Genomic DNA, 15739 nt, shown 5'->3' with positions numbered 1-15739 from the left:
AAAAAAATGGAGTATGCCGATCCAGAACTGGCGGCTGGCAATGAGTCGTTTTATTATCGAGTTCGGTGACCGCCTGAGCGATCACCTTTAACACAGTGGCAGTTACACAGAATTACTGACAGGCTCACACCCAACCGTGGTCAATCGCCAACATTAACAATCCACCAATAAAAAAAAACAGTATGCTGGCAGCACCGAAGTATATTTCGACGTAAAATGGCCTAATCAGCCGTTTCGGTAGTCCTCTAATGAAGTCCTTATCATCATTTTTGGTCAGAGGTGAACTACGATTCCACAACAGTGGCATGTATATAAATTGTACTTTTATTCCATATGCTCCTTTGACATAAAGCGAATTGACGTTCTCAAACAACAACACAGCATCTGGCAGGCTGCCATATTTTTCTTTATACAGCTTGCAGATTTCATTAAAGCGTTTTCGGTTCAGCAGAGATGAAATGCTGCTGATAATCATCAGTAGTGTCCCGGTAAGAATAGCGATTACCGAAATCATTTCTAAATTAATCTTCACCGCTTACCTCATAAAGGCCAAGCCCTTTCCCGATAGACTGACCCGTTTTACCTCCAGCCCAGCTTAGAGCCTTATCACTCCCGTATGCTATGCCACCGCTCACACCAATAGTACAAAGTAATGCACCTGCCCCCATGGCTTCAAAAGTCGCAGCCCCCAAAACAACTGCACAGACGGTATTTGCAGCGCCAGCACCAATGAGCCTACTTGCAGCCATTCCACCTACCAGACTCCCCGAAAACTCCCCAATGGAAGTAAACGAGGTTTTGGCGCAATCCCTGCCAACGGTGCAGGCTTCGGTGATCTTCGCTGCGGTATCAAAGGCAGACAGGCCAATGCCGATCTTCCCGGCTGCTTCCATCCACTTGACGTACTTCGCCAGCTTCTCAATATGGGTGGCGTAACCCTCTATATCGCTAACGCCTGTTTCGTTCCAGCGGTGTGTGATTGAACGGCTGGAGAGGCCAAGGGCGCTTTTCAGGTCTGCGTACTCGTTGAACATGAAGCGGTGTTTCATGAACATCTTCAGGACGCTATCGAGTTGACCAAACAACCGACTGCGCTCAACGTAAAATTGTTCACCGATCAGCGTGCCGCTGGTGATGTATTGGTTCTTATATGTTGTCTCAATCTCGACAAGGATTTTTTCTATCCTCTCGAAATATCCCTTCGCTGCTTCCGTCGCTCTTCCTGCATTTCCGGCAGCATCGTTTGCAGTAGTCGCAGCGGCTGCAAACATCTCAATGGTGTCTTTGTGTTTGAAAAGAAAGTTGGCCTGCTGGATTGAGAGCGGCGCTAATGCTGCATCAATCCGCTGTTTTGCGGCCTGCATATGAGCGATTTGCTTTTCATCCTGCTTATTCGGGTCAACCACCAGCATGATGGACCCTGCTTTGTACCGTTCGTCTGGACCGTTCAGCGTAGAGAATAGCTCCTTTGCTCCTGCTGGCGGGGTGCCTGTGAATAACAGACGTTGCCAGGCTTCTGTGGTGCCGCCGTAGGGGATAACGGCAAAACCTGCGTCGATGCCTGTTTTCTTTTTCGCTGTCTGGGCGTGTTGTTCTGGTTCTGCTTGCAGCTGTTGAGATGCAGCAAGAGCGGCTGCTGCGGTTGCCGCTTCTGCCAGATACCTTGCTGTTGCCTGAGAGGGGGATTCACCTGGGCCGATCCATCCCAAAGGGGCTATGATACGGTTAGAGCCAGAGGGGCAGCCACATAAAACGACTCCCCTGTCCACGGCTACAGGGAGCTGGTGAATTGTTCGGTGTGACTCACCTTCAACAACTTTTCCTTCTTTGCCGCATTTCGGGCAAGCTGTGGTCTTATCACCCAGAACAATCGGGCGACGACCAAGAATGTTACCGCAAGAAAGTGAGGGGATTAGTTTTGCGCCAGTTGTAGTCTGATCACCAAATAACGCCATTCCACGACCTAAAACGTTTGGACGCATTCCCCCCATTTATGCCACCTTTTCAACAGTCAGGAAATCATCTGGAATTGATTCACCCTCGCGGAAAGAGAACATCAATCCATAATCAGGGGTGCTGATAATTTGATCTCCGTTATCAAGTAAACTACCAACCAGCGCGATCCCTTTACCTTCCCATTCGCTTAACTGTCCGGCGCTGGTGATAATGGTAGCCTTAGTCCCGTCTGGATAGGTCACTGTTGCACCTTCTGTAACCATGCTGACCCATTGACCATTATCGAGTTGGACTTTCATGCCCTGACTCGGATCCGGATTAGATTCATCGACAACGCCACCCCGAAGAGTAAGACTTCCGGCAACCGCTGCACGATAGATGGCTGTGATGGGATGGTGTCGGGCATATTCTTGCTGTTCGATAATGAGATTGCGGGCTTCCACATTCATTTCCGACAGTTGCTGGTCGGTATAACGGGGAGCATCGAAGGACGCTATAACCGATGAAGTGAGTTCGTTGGTGTACTGTTGCATAAGTCCCTCTGCTTGCTGTGAATTTTTCTGTGCTCGGACACATTGTACAAATAACACTCATGCTCCGGAAGTTGTTTTTCCTAAAAATGAAACTATGTTTTAAAATATTCTTTAGGTGAATATTTCCTGTGATTTCATTCGGCTTGTGAAGCATTGAAACTTTTGCTGTACGGACAATTGAATCGCTATGGGTTTAACAGACACCTCAGAGTCATTTAAAATGGCTTAAAGAGAGGTGCACATGAGCAGTAAGCGTTATCCTGAAGAGTTTAGAATTGAAGCAGTCAAACAGGTTGTTGATCGTGGCTATTCTGTTTCCAGTGTCGCAACACGTCTCGATATCACTACCCACAGTCTTTATGCCTGGATAAAGAAATACGGGCCGGACTCTTCCACCAACAAAGAGCAGTCAGATGCTCAGGCCGAGATCCGCCGACTCCAGAAAGAGCTGAAGCGGGTTACTGACGAACGGGACATATTAAAAAAAGCCGCGGCGTACTTCGCAAAGCTGTCCGACTGAGGTACGCCTTTATCCGTGACAACTCCTGTTGTTGGCCTGTTCGCGTGCTCTGTCGGGTGCTGAATGTTCATCCGAGTGGGTTTTACACCTGGCTTCAGCAGCCGCATTCACCACGGCATCAGGCGGATCTCAGACTGACAGGACAAATCAAACAGTTCTGGCTGGAGTCCGGTTGCGTTTATGGCTATCGCAAGATCCATCTCGACCTGCGAGATAGCGGGCAACAATGTGGGATTAACCGGGTCTGGCGGCTGATGAAGCGTGCCAGTTCAACCCGAAAGCACCGGATGAACGCTGGGTAACGGACATAACTTACATCCGAACCCACGAAGGCTGGCTGTATCTGGCCGTAGTTGTTGACCTGTTCTCGCGCAAAGTTATCGGCTGGTCAATGCAACCCCGGATGACAAAAGATAGTGTTCTGAATGCACTTTTGATGGCCGTGTGGCGACGTAATCCCCAAAAACAGGTGCTGGTTCATTCTGACCAGGGTAGTCAGTACACAAGCCATGAGTGGCAGTCGTTCCTGAAATCACACGGTCTGGAGGGCAGTATGAGCCGTCGTGGTAACTGTCACGACAACGCAGTTGCAGAAAGCTTTTTCCAGCTACTGAAGCGTGAACGGATAAAGAAAAAGGTCTACGGAACACGGGAAGAAGCACGCAGCGATATTTTTGATTACATCGAAATGTTTTATAACAGTAAGCGTCGGCATGGTTCGAGCGATCAAATGCCACCGACGGAATATGAAAATCAATATTATCAACGACTCGGAAGTGTCTAGATTATCCGTGGCGATTCATATAAACCTTGCCCTACTGGCTGAATCGCAACCCAGAGACATGCGATAAAAACCGCCTGAAGGTAGTCGGAAATGAAGGAAGTAACGGTTGCCACGCTTTAGGATATTCGGGATGGAACAGCCGTTGGTGTGCCTCGTTTGTATCACAGTCTGTGTCACATTTTCACCTATGAAGGCCTGAGACACACCAACGTATTGTTTTAGAAGAAGTTGAAGCTGACCGATAAGCCGGGTTCTGTCGTGGACAGTCATTCATCTAGGCCAGCAATCGCTCACTGGCTCAAGCAGCCTACCCGGGTTCAGTACGGGCCGTACCTTGTGAACCCCTATTTGGCCTTGCTCCGGGTGGAGTTTACCGTGCCACGGACTGTTACCAGCCGCGCGGTGCGCTCTTACCGCACCCTTTCACCCTTACCTGATCCCGCTTGCGCGGGCCATCGGCGGTTTGCTCTCTGTTGCACTGGTCGTGGGTTTCCCCCCCAGGCGTTACCTGGCACCCTGCCCTATGGAGCCCGGACTTTCCTCCCCTCCGCCCGTCTCCCCCGAAAGGGACGACGACGAAGCGGCGACTGTCTGGTCAGCTTCGGCGCGCAGTATAGAGGGTTTGCGCGCCGCTGTCACCCTAAGGTGTAGGCAATGCGTGATTAACGCGCCACTTCCACCTTCGCCAGTTTTTCGTAGTAGCACGCAATCGCGCTGTGATCGGCCGTGCCCAGGCCATCGGCACGCAGCGCCTGCATCATCTCCATGACCGCCGCGGTCAGCGGCAGCTGTGCGCCCACGCCGTGTGACGTATCCAGCGCGTTCGCCAGATCTTTGATATGCAGGTCGATGCGGAAACCGGGTTTGAAATTACGATCCATGACCATCGGCGCTTTGGCATCCAGCACGGTACTGCCCGCCAGACCACCGCGAATGGCCTGATAGACCAGATCCGGATTAACGCCCGCTTTGGTTGCCAGCGTCAGCGCTTCGGACATGGCGGCAATGTTCAGCGCCACAATCACCTGGTTGGCCAGCTTGGTCACGTTACCCGCCCCGATGTCCCCGGTATGCACCACCGAGCCCGCCATGGCTTTCATCAGGTCGTAGTATCTATCGAAAATGGCTTTATCACCGCCGACCATCACCGACAGCGTGCCGTCGATCGCTTTCGGCTCACCGCCGCTGACCGGCGCATCCAGCATATCGACGCCCTTCGCTTTTAACGCCTCGCTGATTTCACGGCTTGCAAGCGGCGCAATAGAGCTCATATCAATCAATACCAGGCCCGGCTTCGCACCGTCGATAATGCCGTTCTCACCCAGCGCAACCTCTTTAACATGCGGGGAGTTGGGCAGCATGGTGATGATGACATCGCACTGCTCGGCAATGGCCTTCGCGGTGGTGGCCGTTTCAGCGCCCGCCGCTATCACCTCTGCCACGGCCTGCGGATTGTGATCGGATACCACCAGTGAGTAACCCGCTTTGATGAGGTTCTTACTCATTGGTTTACCCATGATCCCCAGGCCAATAAAACCCACTTTCAGCGTCATAATCTGTTTCCTCAATGATGGTTATTTTTTAAAAGCGTCGGCTAATTTCTGCGTGGCCGAGCGGAAGACCCCGAGGTCGCTGCCGACGGCAACAAACGTGGCTCCCCACTCCAGATAGCGACGGGCGTCAGCCTCAACCGGCGCCAGAATGCCGCACGGTTTGCCGTGAGCTTTAGCGCGGGCAAAGATGTGCTGGATCGCGCGCTGCACGTCAGGGTGGCCGGCGTTACCCAGATGGCCAAAGGCGGCCGCCAGATCGCTCGGGCCAACGAAGATACCGTCCACGCCGTTTGTGGCTGCAATCGCGTCAACGTTATCAACGCCCTGCTGGCTCTCGATCTGAACCAGAATGGTGATGTTGTTATTCGACTGCGTGAAGTAGTCCGGCACGGTGCCAAACATATTGGCGCGATGCGAAACGGAAACGCCGCGGATCCCTTCTGGCGGATAGCGCGTTGAGGCTACGGCCAGGGCCGCTTGTTCTTCCGTCTCCACAAACGGGATCAGGAAGTTGTAGAAACCGATATCCAGCAGGCGCTTGATAATTACCGGCTCGTTAGTTGGCACGCGCACCACCGGGGCGCTGGGGCTGCCTTTCAGCGCCATCAGCTGCAGAATAAAGGTGCTGATATCGTTCGGCGCATGTTCGCCGTCCAGCACCAGCCAGTCAAAACCGGCCAGGCCCAGCACTTCGGTGCTGATTGGGTTTGCCAGCGCGGACCAGCAGCCAATCTGAATCTGGTGTGCCGCGAGGGCCGCTTTAAATTTATTCGGGAAGATATCGTTACTCATCATATTTACCTTTTTAATTCGCAGCCTATATCAGCATCATTTTATTTTTTCAGACACCGCACCAGCATTATATTTATTATTCTGACGTATTATGGCGTTATAAAATCGTCATTCAGTATAAGACGCAATCCACGACCACACATTGTTTTAATGCTCAAGCATTGCGGTACATTTTGATAAAAATTTTTGCATATGCACAAAGTGCTGGGCGCTAATGCACAGAATCAGGCATTACCGGTTCTGGAGCGATCGCGATCACATTTTCATATCCCCTATGCTGACATGCTTTATTTCTGAAAGCCGCGTATTTATTTCTACCATTAGAAAATTGGCTGAATTTATTATCAGACACTTTGCTGGAGAATACTGAACAATGGCCGACATTGAAATTCGACAGGCATCGCCGACGGCGTTTTATATAAAAGTCCACGACACCGATAATGTGGCGATTATTGTCAACGACAATGGCTTAAAAGCGGGCACCCGCTTCCCGGACGGGCTGGAACTGATTGAGCATATTCCGCAGGGACATAAAGTCGCCCTGGTGGATATCCCTGCTAACAGTGAAATCGTACGTTACGGTGAAGTCATCGGCTATGCCGTTCGCTCTATACCGCAGGGGAGCTGGGTTGAGGAGTCGCTGGTGGCGCTGCCGGAAGCGCCGCCGCTGAACACGCTTCCGCTGGCGACCCGCGTACCGGAACCGCTTCCTCCGCTGGAGGGCTATACCTTCGAAGGCTACCGCAACGCGGACGGCAGCGTCGGCACCAAGAATCTGCTCGGCATTACCACCAGCGTGCACTGCGTGGCGGGCGTAGTGGATTACGTGGTGAAAATCATCGAACGCGATCTGCTGCCGAAATACCCGAACGTCGACGGCGTGGTTGGCCTGAACCACCTCTACGGCTGCGGCGTGGCGATTAACGCACCCGCTGCGGTAGTGCCGATCCGCACCATTCACAATATTGCCCTGAACCCGAACTTTGGCGGCGAGGTGATGGTAATTGGTCTGGGGTGTGAAAAATTGCAGCCAGAGCGCCTGCTGCAGGGCACCGAAGATGTCAAAGCCATTCCGGCAGACGAGGCCAGCATCGTGCGCCTGCAGGACGAACGCCACGTGGGTTTCCGCTCAATGGTCGACGATATCCTGCAGGTGGCTGAACGCCATCTGGACAAGCTCAACAAGCGCCAGCGCGAAACCTGCCCGGCGTCTGATTTGGTGGTGGGAACTCAGTGCGGCGGCAGCGATGCCTTCTCCGGCGTGACGGCCAACCCGGCGGTGGGCTATGCGTCCGATCTGCTTGTTCGCTGCGGCGCCACGGTTATGTTTTCCGAGGTAACCGAAGTGCGTGACGCCATCCATCTGCTTACGCCGCGCGCCGTTAATGAAGAGGTCGGCAAGCGCCTGCTCGAGGAAATGGCCTGGTACGATAGCTATCTCGATATGGGCAAAACCGACCGCAGCGCCAATCCCTCACCGGGGAACAAAAAAGGCGGCCTCGCCAACGTAGTGGAAAAAGCCCTCGGGTCGATTGCCAAATCCGGCCAGAGCGCGATTGTGGAAGTGCTCTCTCCGGGCCAGCGCCCGACGAAGCGCGGCCTGATTTACGCGGCAACGCCGGCTAGCGATTTCGTCTGCGGCACGCAGCAGGTGGCGTCCGGCATTACGGTACAGGTCTTTACCACCGGGCGCGGCACGCCGTACGGCCTGATGGCGGTGCCGGTGATCAAGATGGCGACCCGTACCGAGCTGGCAAACCGCTGGTATGACTTAATGGACATCAACGCGGGCACCATCGCCACCGGAGAAGAGAGCATTGAGGACGTGGGCTGGAAACTGTTCCACTTCATTCTGGATGTCGCAAGCGGGCGGAAGAAAACTTTCTCGGATCAATGGGGATTACATAATCAGCTGGCGGTGTTTAACCCGGCACCGGTGACGTGATTTTTCGCACCACATCTATCCCGCATTCAGGTAACTCGCCGGACACGCCGCAAACCGTCCAGGTTGAGGCGATACCTGTTGGCTAAAAGACGCATAACGATCTGCAGGCCGGGTCAGGCGCAGCCGCCACCCGGCAAAACAGGCGGCAGGGGCTTACTCCCCCTGCTGCTCCAGCGCATGCTTATACAGCGCATTTTTCTTCACGCCGTGAATTTCCGCCGCCAGCGCAGCGGCCTTCTTCAGCGGCAGTTCCGCCTGCAGCAGCGCCAGCGTGCGCAGCGCGTCGGCAGGGAGCGCGTCTTCCTGCGCCTTATGCCCTTCGACGATCAGCACCATTTCGCCCTTGCGGCGGTTTTCGTCTTCTTTCACCCACGCCAGCAGTTCACCCACTGGCGCACCGTGAATGGTTTCCCAGGTTTTGGTCAGCTCGCGCGCCAGCACCACGTAGCGGGCTTCTCCCCACACGGTCACCATATCTTCCAGGCTCTCCAGCAGGCGGTGCGTGGATTCGTAGAAAATCAGGGTGCGCGGTTCCGCTTCCAGATCTTTTAACACGTCACGGCGGCCTTTGGATTTGGCAGGCAGGAAGCCTTCATAGCAGAAACGGTCAGACGGCAGACCCGCGGCACTCAGCGCAGCGATGGCGGCACACGGCCCCGGCAGCGGCACAACGCGAATACCGGCTTCACGACAGGTACGCACCAGGTGATAGCCGGGATCGTTGATCAGCGGCGTACCGGCGTCGGAGACCAGGGCAATGTTCTGCCCCTCTTTCAGCTTCGCCACCAGCGTTTCGGCTTTTTGTTGCTCATTGTGATCGTGCAGAGCAAACAGACGGGCGTTAATCGCGAAATGTTGCAGCAGCAGGCCGGTGTGGCGGGTATCTTCAGCAGCAATTAAATCAACAGCCTGCAGTACGGTGAGCGCACGTTGGGTAATATCAGACAAATTCCCGATAGGAGTAGGTACAATATAAAGCTGGCCTTGAGAATTATCTGCCGTTTCGTGTTGTTTCATTGTTTCGTCCGTATTGCCGATTTAATATTGAGCATTGCGTAAAAAAAATCACTGGATACAGTATGGTACCGTTAACGTTTCTTCGAAAAAAAGCCACGCGCAGCGTGCCGCTTCTGCTGGCAGCCCTGATCTTTGCAGGCTGTGGCACCCAGGCACCTGACCAGAGCACCGCCCATCTTCAGGGATCTGCTCAGGCTGATTCTGGCTTTTATCTGCAACAAATGTCGCAGAGTTCAAATGATACCAAGACCAACTGGCAATTACTCGCCATTCGTGCACTGCTGAAAGAGGGTAAAACCCAGCAGGCAGCCGAACTGTTTAACCAGTTGCCAAAAGATCTTAACGACGCCCAGCGTCGTGAGCAGAGCCTGCTCTCTGCCGAGCTGAAGGTCGCGCTGAAAGATTACGCCGCCGCGAAGAAGACCCTCGGTGACATTGACGTGAGCGCGCTGGATAAAAATCAGCAGGCTCGCTTCTGGCAGGCGGGCATTACCGCTGAGCAGGGACGTCCTTCTCTCACGCTGCTCCGCGCCCTCGTCACGCAAGAGCCGCTGCTCGGCGGTGCCGATAAGCAAAAAAATATTGATGCAACCTGGCAAGCGCTTGCCTCGATGACTCAGGAACAGGCGCAGGCTCTGGTCATCAACGCCGATGAAAACGTCCTTCAGGGCTGGCTGGATCTGCAGCAGATGTGGTTTAACAACCGCAGCGATCCAAAGATGCTGAAGGCCGGTATTACGGACTGGCAGACGCGCTACCCGCAAAACCCGGGGGCGAAAATGCTGCCAACCCAGCTGGTAAACGTGCAGAACTTTAAGCCAGCGTCCACCAGCAAAATCGCCCTGCTTCTGCCGCTCAACGGCCAGGCGGCGGTGTTTGGCCGTACCATTCAGCAGGGCTTTGAAGCCGCGAAAAACGGCACGACGTCGGTAACCGGCAGCGCGGTTCCCGCGCAGGCGGCCCAGGCGGCTAACGTGAATGATGTGGTCAGCCCGTCCGCAGCGGAGACCAGCGATCTGACCACGACGCAAGCGCCGGCACAGGGTACGATGCAAAACCCGGTGACGGCCCCGACGACGCCTCCGGCTACAGCAGCACCTGCTGCGGCAGCCCCAGCTACTCAGGCTCCGGCCGAGACGCAAGTGGCACCAGCACCTGAAGCGACAGCAGAACAGCCTCAACCGCAGCCTGCACAACCCGCAGCCCAGCCTGCCGTTCAGCCGCAGGCCGTGGCAACCACCAGCGCCAACCCGGGCGCTGAGGTGAAAATTTACGACACCAGCTCGCAGCCGCTTGACCAGGTTCTGGCGCAGGTTCAGCAGGACGGGGCCAGCATCGTTGTCGGTCCGCTGCTGAAAAACAACGTGGAAGAGCTGATGAAGAGCAATACCACGCTGAACGTGCTGGCGCTCAACCAGCCTGAGCAGGTTCAGAACCGGGCCAATATTTGCTACTTCGCGCTTTCCCCTGAAGATGAAGCCCGCGATGCGGCGCGCCATATTCACGAGCAGGGTAAGCAGGCTCCGCTGCTGCTCATCCCACGCAGCGCGCTGGGCGATCGCGTGGCCAATGCCTTTGCCGATGAGTGGCAGAAGCTGGGCGGCGGCGTGGTGTTGCAGCAGAAATTTGGTTCCGTCTCTGAACTGCGCGCGGGCGTAAACGGTGGAGCGGGTATCGCGCTCAACGGCAGCCCTGTCACCACGAGCCTGCCGCAGCAGCAGGGCGTGACGATTGGCGGCCTGACGATCCCTGCCCCGCCTACCGACGCGCAGATTAGCGGTGGCGGCAAAGTGGATGCGGCCTATATCGTTGCCACGCCGCAGGAGATCGCCTTTATCAAACCGATGATCGCGATGCGTAACGGCAGCCAGAGCGGCGCAACGCTCTACGCCAGCTCGCGCAGCGCGCAGGGCACCGCAGGCCCGGATTTCCGTCTGGAAATGGACGGTCTGCAGTACAGCGAAATCCCGATGCTGGCAGGCAGCAACCCGGCGCTGATGCAGCAGGCGCTGAGTACCGTACGTAACGATTATTCGCTGGCGCGTCTGTATGCGATGGGTGTCGATGCATGGGCGCTGGCGAACCACTTTACCCAGATGCGTCAGGTGCCGGGCTTTGAGCTTAACGGCAACACCGGCGATCTGACCGCGACTCAGGACTGCGTGATCAACAGGAAGTTATCATGGCTCAAATACCAGCAGGGGCAAATCGTCCCGGCCAGTTAAGCCGTAAAGAGACCGGCGATGCGTGGGAGTTAAAGGCGCGTCGCTGGCTTGAAGGCAAAGGACTGCGCTTTATCGCCGCCAACGTCCGCGGGCGCGGCGGCGAAATTGATCTGATCATGAAAGAGGGTCAGGTCATCGTGTTTGTAGAAGTCCGTTTTCGACAGTCCTCCCGTTTTGGCGGTGCTGCCGCCAGCGTGACGCTCGCCAAACAACATAAATTATTACAGACTGCCCACTTGTGGCTTGCCCGCCATAATGGGAGCTTTGATACTGTGGATTGCCGGTTCGATGTGATAGCCTTCACCGGAAATGAGATCGAATGGCTTAAAAACGCTTTTGGCGAAGACGCATAATTAAGATTTAAAAGGGATAACGTGCTCGAAAGAATTAAAGTGTGCTTCACAGAAAGCATCCAGACTCAGATTGCCGCGGCGGAAGCCCTTCCGGATGCTATCTCGCGTGCCGCAATGACGCTGGTGCAATCCCTGCTTAATGGCAACAAAATCCTCTGTTGTGGCAACGGCACGTCAGCCGCCAACGCACAGCATTTTGCTGCCAGCATGATCAATCGCTTTGAAACAGAACGCCCGAGTTTACCCGCCATTGCACTTAATACCGATAATGTGGTCTTAACGGCGATTGCTAACGATCGTCTGCATGACGAAATTTACGCAAAGCAGGTGCGAGCCCTGGGTCATGCGGGAGATGTGCTGCTGGCCATCTCCACGCGCGGCAATAGCCGGGACATTGTCAAAGCCGTTGAAGCCGCCGTCACCCGCGACATGACCATCGTGGCCTTAACCGGCTATGACGGTGGTGAGCTGGCGGGTCTGCTTGGGCCGCAGGATGTGGAAATCCGCATTCCTTCTCACCGAAGCGCGCGTATTCAGGAGATGCATATGCTCACGGTGAACTGCTTATGTGATTTGATCGATAACACGCTTTTCCCTCACCAGGATGATTAAGGAGTTCTTATGAAGGCTTTATCGACCCTCGCAGTCCTTATGTCTGCATTACTGCTTCAGGGATGTATCGCTGCGGCCGTTGTGGGTACCGCCGCGGTAGGCACCAAAGCGGCAACCGATCCACGCACCGTGGGGACACAGGTGGATGACGGTACGCTGGAGCTGCGCGTCAACAGTGCGCTGTCGAAAGACGAACAAATCAAGAAAGAAGCGCGTATCAACGTGACGGCTTATCAGGGCAAAGTGCTGCTGGCAGGCCAGGCGCCGAATCTGGAGCTCGCCTCTCGCGCGAAACAGATTGCGATGGGCGTCGAAGGGACCACAGAGGTGTTTAACGAAGTGCGCCAGGGCAAGCCAATTGGCCTGGGTGACGCCTCTTCCGATACCTGGATCACCACCAAAGTGCGTTCCCAGCTGCTGGGCTCGGACCAGGTGAAATCTTCCAACGTGAAAGTGACGACTGAAAACGGCGAAGTATTCCTGCTGGGTCTGGTGACCGACCGTGAAGGGAAAGCGGCGGCGGATATCGCCAGCCGGGTGAGCGGCGTGAAGCACGTCACCACCGCGTTTACTTACATCAAATAAAAAAAATCCCCTCGCTTGAGGGGATTTTTTTGTAGGCCCGGTAAGCGCCAGCGCCACCGGGCTTTTTTTACATCAACGCAATACTGCCCACAATCACCCCGCTCAACGCCACCAGCCCTGCGGTCAGCCACAGCGCTTTCGCCGGGAACGACTTACGCAGCATGATAAGCGACGGCAGGCTTATCGCCGGCAGCGTAATCAGCAGCGCCAGCGCCGGCGCGGTGCCCATACCGGCCAGCATCATGGTCTGAACAATCGGGATTTCCGCCGCCGTTGGGATCACAAACAGGCAGCCCGCAACGGCCATCGCAATGACCCACATCAGCGTGTTGTCGATAGCGCCATCCGCATGCGGGAAGAGCCAGACGCGCGCCGCCCCCAGAACCAGTACCGCCAGGATATAGACCGGGATGGTGCTCCAGAACAGCTGCCATAGCGCCCTGCCCCAGCGCGCAAAGAAGCCCCCCTGCGGTTCGCTGACGTCCAGCTCAACGGCTGCGGGTTCTGCGGCAGTATCCTTGACCAGTTTTTGCACCAGCGTCGCCACCACCAGCACGGTCAGCAGCCCGGCGACCAGGCGGATGAACGCGAAATGCCAGCCCAGCACAAAGCCCATAAACACCAGCGTCGCCGGGTTGAGCAGCGGGTTCCCCATCCAGAACGCCAGCGCGCCGCCCATCGACACGTGCTGACGCCGCATCCCTGCGGCCACGGGCGCGGCGCAGCAGGAACACATCATCCCCGGCAGGGAGAAAATCGTCCCCAGCAGCGTGCCCTGAAAGCGCGGCTGCCCAAGGGTTTTCACCAGCCAGTTACGAGGGATAAGCACCTGAATCAGCGAGCCCAGAATGACGCCTAAAACGGCGGCCTTCCAGACGGCAAGGAAGTAGACCATGGCATAGTCCCACGCCGCCTGCAGCGGGCTGGAATCAGCCTGAGCGAGAATAGATTTACCGATGCTGTGCGTTTCGGCGGCAGTGAAGGCTTTGCCGTAGTACGGCTGCCATTTCACGTACCAGAGGCCAACAATGACCACGAGAAAGAAGAGTGCGGGCTTCCACCACTGAACAGGTGTTGCCGCCTGAGATGAAGACTGACCAGTCATAGCATTCCCCGGAGAGTATTAGATTATTAGCCGGGGGAGTTTACGCCTCGCCCTGCGCGATTTCACGCAGTTTTGCCGAAGGGATAATGTTAACACCCGCTTTCGACGGGGCCAGCCCCTCTTTTAACATCGCGCGCGCGACGTCCCGCGCCTCGATGGATTTCCAGTTGCCGGGAAGAATGCGAAACAGCGGGGCAAATATCGACTCGTTAAACCGGCGTTCGTCCCGGTGGCCGATCAGCATCGAAGGGCGCACAATCGTCAGCTGTTCCCATTTCTGCGCTATCAGCGCATCCTCCATCTTGCCCTTCACCTTGTTGTAGAAGAAAGGCGATCCGGCACTGGCGCCCAGGGCGCTGACCACCAGAAAATGTTTGGCGCCCAGCTTTTTCGCCGTGAGTGCGGTATCCACCACCAGCGTATAGTCGGCGTGGATAAAGGCCTCTTTGCTGCCCGCCTCCCGCCGCGTGGTGCCCAGACAGCAAAAGGCGATATCAATGGGATCCTGCACCTGCGCCAGCGCGTCGGTCAGCTGAGGATCGTGCGGATTAAAGACGCCGGATAAGTCCGCCAGCGGTCGACGCGTCGGGGCGGCGATATAGTTCACGCGGCGATCCTGAATCAGCAGCCGCAGCAGATGATCGCCCACTAACCCGGTAGCACCCGTAATCAATACCTGACTCATCTTTTCCCCTTTACAGAATTGTCCGTTTGCGAACTCAGCGTCGTCGACCACACTTAGAAGTCTGTTACAGGTAAGTATTTACCACAAGCGGAGAAAAATCAGTCTGAAGCCAAAACAACGGAGGAAGCATGGGCAAGAAAATCGCAGTCTTGATTACCGACGAGTTTGAAGATTCAGAATTCACCTCTCCAGCAGAGGCGTTCCGCAAGGCGGGACATGAGGTCATCACCATTGAGAAAGAGGCGGGTAAAACGGTGACAGGCCATAAGGGCGAGGCGACCGTAACCATCGATGAGACCATCGATAACGTTAGCCCTTCAGATTTCGACGCTCTGCTGTTACCCGGCGGCCATTCCCCGGATTCCCTGCGCGGGGACGAGCGCTTCGTGACCTTCACCCGAGACTTTGTCTCGACCGGCAAACCGGTCTTTGCCATCTGTCACGGCCCGCAGCTGCTCATCAGCGCAGAAGTGGTCCGCGGGCGAAAGCTTACCGCCGTGAAACCGATCGTTATCGATCTGAAAAACGCGGGGGCCGAGTTTTACGATCAGGAGGTGGTCAACGACAAAGACCAGCTGATCACCAGCCGAACCCCGGACGATCTCCCGGCGTTTAACCGCGAAGCGCTACGCCTGCTCGGCGCGTAACCAGTGCAGCTTCTTGCCAAAGCCCAGGGTGTTGTCGGTAAATTTCAGCTCATCGAGGCGGATTTCCCACACCGGGGCTTTTAGCGCAGCGGCAACGGGAAAGCGGCGCGTGTAGAGCTTACGGCGCGCGTCGCTCTCTTCACCATCCAGACGACGGATCTCCCCTTTAAACTGCACGCCGCGGATCAGCGCGACCGTTTTCGGCTGGCCGTTTACCGTCCCCGCCACCTTTGCCTGCTGGCCGGTCATCTGCGCATGACGCGTTTTGTCTTCACTCATGACATAAAAAGCCACGCGCTCAGGGTCATAGTAGTAAAACGCATTTGCGCACCACATCTCACCCTCGTCATAGACGCACCAGGTGACAACATGCTGCTTTGCCAGCCAGCGGTTAATGGCGGCCAGTGTTTCCATTTTCGTTCTCTCT

Annotated in this window: 15 protein-coding genes, 1 other RNA gene and 1 pseudogene; 7 read left to right on the top strand and 10 right to left on the bottom strand. The window is 55.6% G+C overall.

Features of this window, described 5'->3' with window-relative positions:
• Nucleotides 1-124: 124 nt before the first annotated feature.
• The 3 genes from ACERY3_RS20565 to ACERY3_RS20555 are packed head-to-tail and all read right to left on the bottom strand — an operon-like array spanning nt 125 to nt 2489.
• The gene (locus ACERY3_RS20565; protein ID WP_262770401.1) at nt 125-475 is read right to left on the bottom strand and encodes a hypothetical protein; all 351 of its coding nucleotides are present in this window, start codon (nt 473-475) and stop codon (nt 125-127) included.
• Nucleotides 476-521: 46 nt separating this feature from the next.
• Nucleotides 522-1991 carry a PAAR domain-containing protein gene (locus tag ACERY3_RS20560; protein ID WP_319876767.1) on the bottom strand — a complete coding sequence of 490 codons (1470 nt, stop codon included), beginning with the start codon at nt 1989-1991 and terminating at the stop codon, nt 522-524.
• Nucleotides 1992-2489, bottom strand: coding sequence for a hypothetical protein (locus tag ACERY3_RS20555; RefSeq protein WP_319876768.1), 498 nt, complete (start codon nt 2487-2489; stop codon nt 1992-1994).
• Nucleotides 2490-2730: 241 nt separating this feature from the next.
• On the opposite strand from ACERY3_RS20555, the pseudogene ACERY3_RS20550 reads away from it, so the two are divergent.
• Nucleotides 2731-3793 (top strand): annotated as a pseudogene (locus ACERY3_RS20550) (IS3 family transposase).
• Between the two features lie 226 nt (nt 3794-4019).
• On the opposite strand, the gene rnpB reads toward ACERY3_RS20550, so the two are convergent.
• From rnpB to garL, 3 genes are all read right to left on the bottom strand, one after another.
• Nucleotides 4020-4396, bottom strand: an RNA gene (rnpB, locus tag ACERY3_RS20545) — RNase P RNA component class A.
• Between the two features lie 59 nt (nt 4397-4455).
• Nucleotides 4456-5346 (bottom strand): 2-hydroxy-3-oxopropionate reductase, encoded by an 891-nt coding sequence (garR, locus tag ACERY3_RS20540; protein ID WP_023309302.1) that lies wholly within the window; start codon nt 5344-5346, stop codon nt 4456-4458.
• 21 nt (nt 5347-5367) lie between these two features.
• Nucleotides 5368-6138 (bottom strand): 2-dehydro-3-deoxyglucarate aldolase, encoded by a 771-nt coding sequence (gene garL, locus ACERY3_RS20535; protein WP_319876816.1) that lies wholly within the window; start codon nt 6136-6138, stop codon nt 5368-5370.
• Between the two features lie 373 nt (nt 6139-6511).
• On the opposite strand from garL, the gene garD reads away from it, so the two are divergent.
• Nucleotides 6512-8083 (top strand): galactarate dehydratase, encoded by a 1572-nt coding sequence (gene garD, locus ACERY3_RS20530; RefSeq protein WP_045888054.1) that lies wholly within the window; start codon nt 6512-6514, stop codon nt 8081-8083.
• Nucleotides 8084-8236: 153 nt separating this feature from the next.
• On the opposite strand, the gene rsmI is transcribed toward garD, so the two are convergent.
• Nucleotides 8237-9100 carry a 16S rRNA (cytidine(1402)-2'-O)-methyltransferase gene (rsmI, locus tag ACERY3_RS20525; RefSeq protein WP_023309315.1) on the bottom strand — a complete coding sequence of 288 codons (864 nt, stop codon included), beginning with the start codon at nt 9098-9100 and terminating at the stop codon, nt 8237-8239.
• A 62-nt stretch (nt 9101-9162) separates the two neighbouring features.
• Between rsmI and ACERY3_RS20520 the strand changes: the two genes are divergently transcribed.
• From ACERY3_RS20520 to dolP, 4 genes are read left to right on the top strand one after another with little or no spacing between them, the layout of a single operon-like run.
• Nucleotides 9163-11325 (top strand): penicillin-binding protein activator, encoded by a 2163-nt coding sequence (locus tag ACERY3_RS20520; RefSeq protein WP_058841636.1) that lies wholly within the window; start codon nt 9163-9165, stop codon nt 11323-11325.
• The gene (locus ACERY3_RS20515; protein ID WP_025756731.1) at nt 11283-11678 is read left to right on the top strand and encodes a YraN family protein; all 396 of its coding nucleotides are present in this window, start codon (nt 11283-11285) and stop codon (nt 11676-11678) included. The genes ACERY3_RS20520 and ACERY3_RS20515 overlap by 43 nt, the downstream gene beginning before the upstream one ends.
• A 21-nt stretch (nt 11679-11699) precedes the next feature.
• Nucleotides 11700-12290 carry a DnaA initiator-associating protein DiaA gene (gene diaA / locus ACERY3_RS20510; RefSeq protein ID WP_003861754.1) on the top strand — a complete coding sequence of 197 codons (591 nt, stop codon included), beginning with the start codon at nt 11700-11702 and terminating at the stop codon, nt 12288-12290.
• Nucleotides 12291-12299: 9 nt separating this feature from the next.
• Entirely contained in the window at nt 12300-12875 is a 576-nt protein-coding gene (dolP, locus tag ACERY3_RS20505) for a division/outer membrane stress-associated lipid-binding lipoprotein (RefSeq protein WP_029739641.1), read from the top strand.
• 67 nt (nt 12876-12942) lie between these two features.
• Here dolP and ACERY3_RS20500 read toward each other — a convergent pair whose 3' ends face one another.
• Nucleotides 12943-13980: a permease gene (locus tag ACERY3_RS20500; RefSeq protein WP_039260439.1), complete on the bottom strand. Its 1038-nt coding sequence runs from the start codon at nt 13978-13980 to the stop codon at nt 12943-12945.
• Nucleotides 13981-14020: 40 nt separating this feature from the next.
• Nucleotides 14021-14665, bottom strand: coding sequence for an NAD(P)H-binding protein (locus ACERY3_RS20495; protein WP_033146736.1), 645 nt, complete (start codon nt 14663-14665; stop codon nt 14021-14023).
• 128 nt (nt 14666-14793) lie between these two features.
• Between ACERY3_RS20495 and ACERY3_RS20490 the strand changes: the two genes are divergently transcribed.
• The gene (locus ACERY3_RS20490) at nt 14794-15312 is read left to right on the top strand and encodes a type 1 glutamine amidotransferase domain-containing protein (RefSeq protein ID WP_023333577.1); all 519 of its coding nucleotides are present in this window, start codon (nt 14794-14796) and stop codon (nt 15310-15312) included.
• Here the strand turns inward: ACERY3_RS20490 and ACERY3_RS20485 are convergent.
• The gene (locus ACERY3_RS20485) at nt 15292-15726 is read right to left on the bottom strand and encodes a YhbP family protein (RefSeq protein WP_023309322.1); all 435 of its coding nucleotides are present in this window, start codon (nt 15724-15726) and stop codon (nt 15292-15294) included. The two genes, ACERY3_RS20490 and ACERY3_RS20485, sit on opposite strands and share 21 nt — an antisense overlap.
• Nucleotides 15727-15739: the final 13 nt, after the last annotated feature.

It is taken from the genome of Enterobacter cloacae complex sp. ESBL7 (assembly GCF_041679625.1).
GTDB lineage: Bacteria > Pseudomonadota > Gammaproteobacteria > Enterobacterales > Enterobacteriaceae > Enterobacter > Enterobacter asburiae_B.
This window is presented reverse-complemented; position numbering and strand designations above follow the sequence as displayed.

Coding starts and splice junctions, on each gene's coding strand:
- ACERY3_RS20565 (WP_262770401.1), bottom strand. CDS start 475: ATGATTATCAGCAGCATTTCATCTCTGCTGAACCGAAAACGCTTTAAT.
- ACERY3_RS20560 (WP_319876767.1), bottom strand. CDS start 1,991: ATGGGGGGAATGCGTCCAAACGTTTTAGGTCGTGGAATGGCGTTATTT.
- ACERY3_RS20555 (WP_319876768.1), bottom strand. CDS start 2,489: ATGCAACAGTACACCAACGAACTCACTTCATCGGTTATAGCGTCCTTC.
- garR (WP_023309302.1), bottom strand. CDS start 5,346: ATGACGCTGAAAGTGGGTTTTATTGGCCTGGGGATCATGGGTAAACCA.
- garL (WP_319876816.1), bottom strand. CDS start 6,138: ATGAGTAACGATATCTTCCCGAATAAATTTAAAGCGGCCCTCGCGGCA.
- garD (WP_045888054.1), top strand. CDS start 6,512: ATGGCCGACATTGAAATTCGACAGGCATCGCCGACGGCGTTTTATATA.
- rsmI (WP_023309315.1), bottom strand. CDS start 9,100: ATGAAACAACACGAAACGGCAGATAATTCTCAAGGCCAGCTTTATATT.
- ACERY3_RS20520 (WP_058841636.1), top strand. CDS start 9,163: ATGGTACCGTTAACGTTTCTTCGAAAAAAAGCCACGCGCAGCGTGCCG.
- ACERY3_RS20515 (WP_025756731.1), top strand. CDS start 11,283: ATGGCTCAAATACCAGCAGGGGCAAATCGTCCCGGCCAGTTAAGCCGT.
- dolP (WP_029739641.1), top strand. CDS start 12,300: ATGAAGGCTTTATCGACCCTCGCAGTCCTTATGTCTGCATTACTGCTT.
- ACERY3_RS20500 (WP_039260439.1), bottom strand. CDS start 13,980: ATGACTGGTCAGTCTTCATCTCAGGCGGCAACACCTGTTCAGTGGTGG.
- ACERY3_RS20495 (WP_033146736.1), bottom strand. CDS start 14,665: ATGAGTCAGGTATTGATTACGGGTGCTACCGGGTTAGTGGGCGATCAT.
- ACERY3_RS20490 (WP_023333577.1), top strand. CDS start 14,794: ATGGGCAAGAAAATCGCAGTCTTGATTACCGACGAGTTTGAAGATTCA.
- ACERY3_RS20485 (WP_023309322.1), bottom strand. CDS start 15,726: ATGGAAACACTGGCCGCCATTAACCGCTGGCTGGCAAAGCAGCATGTT.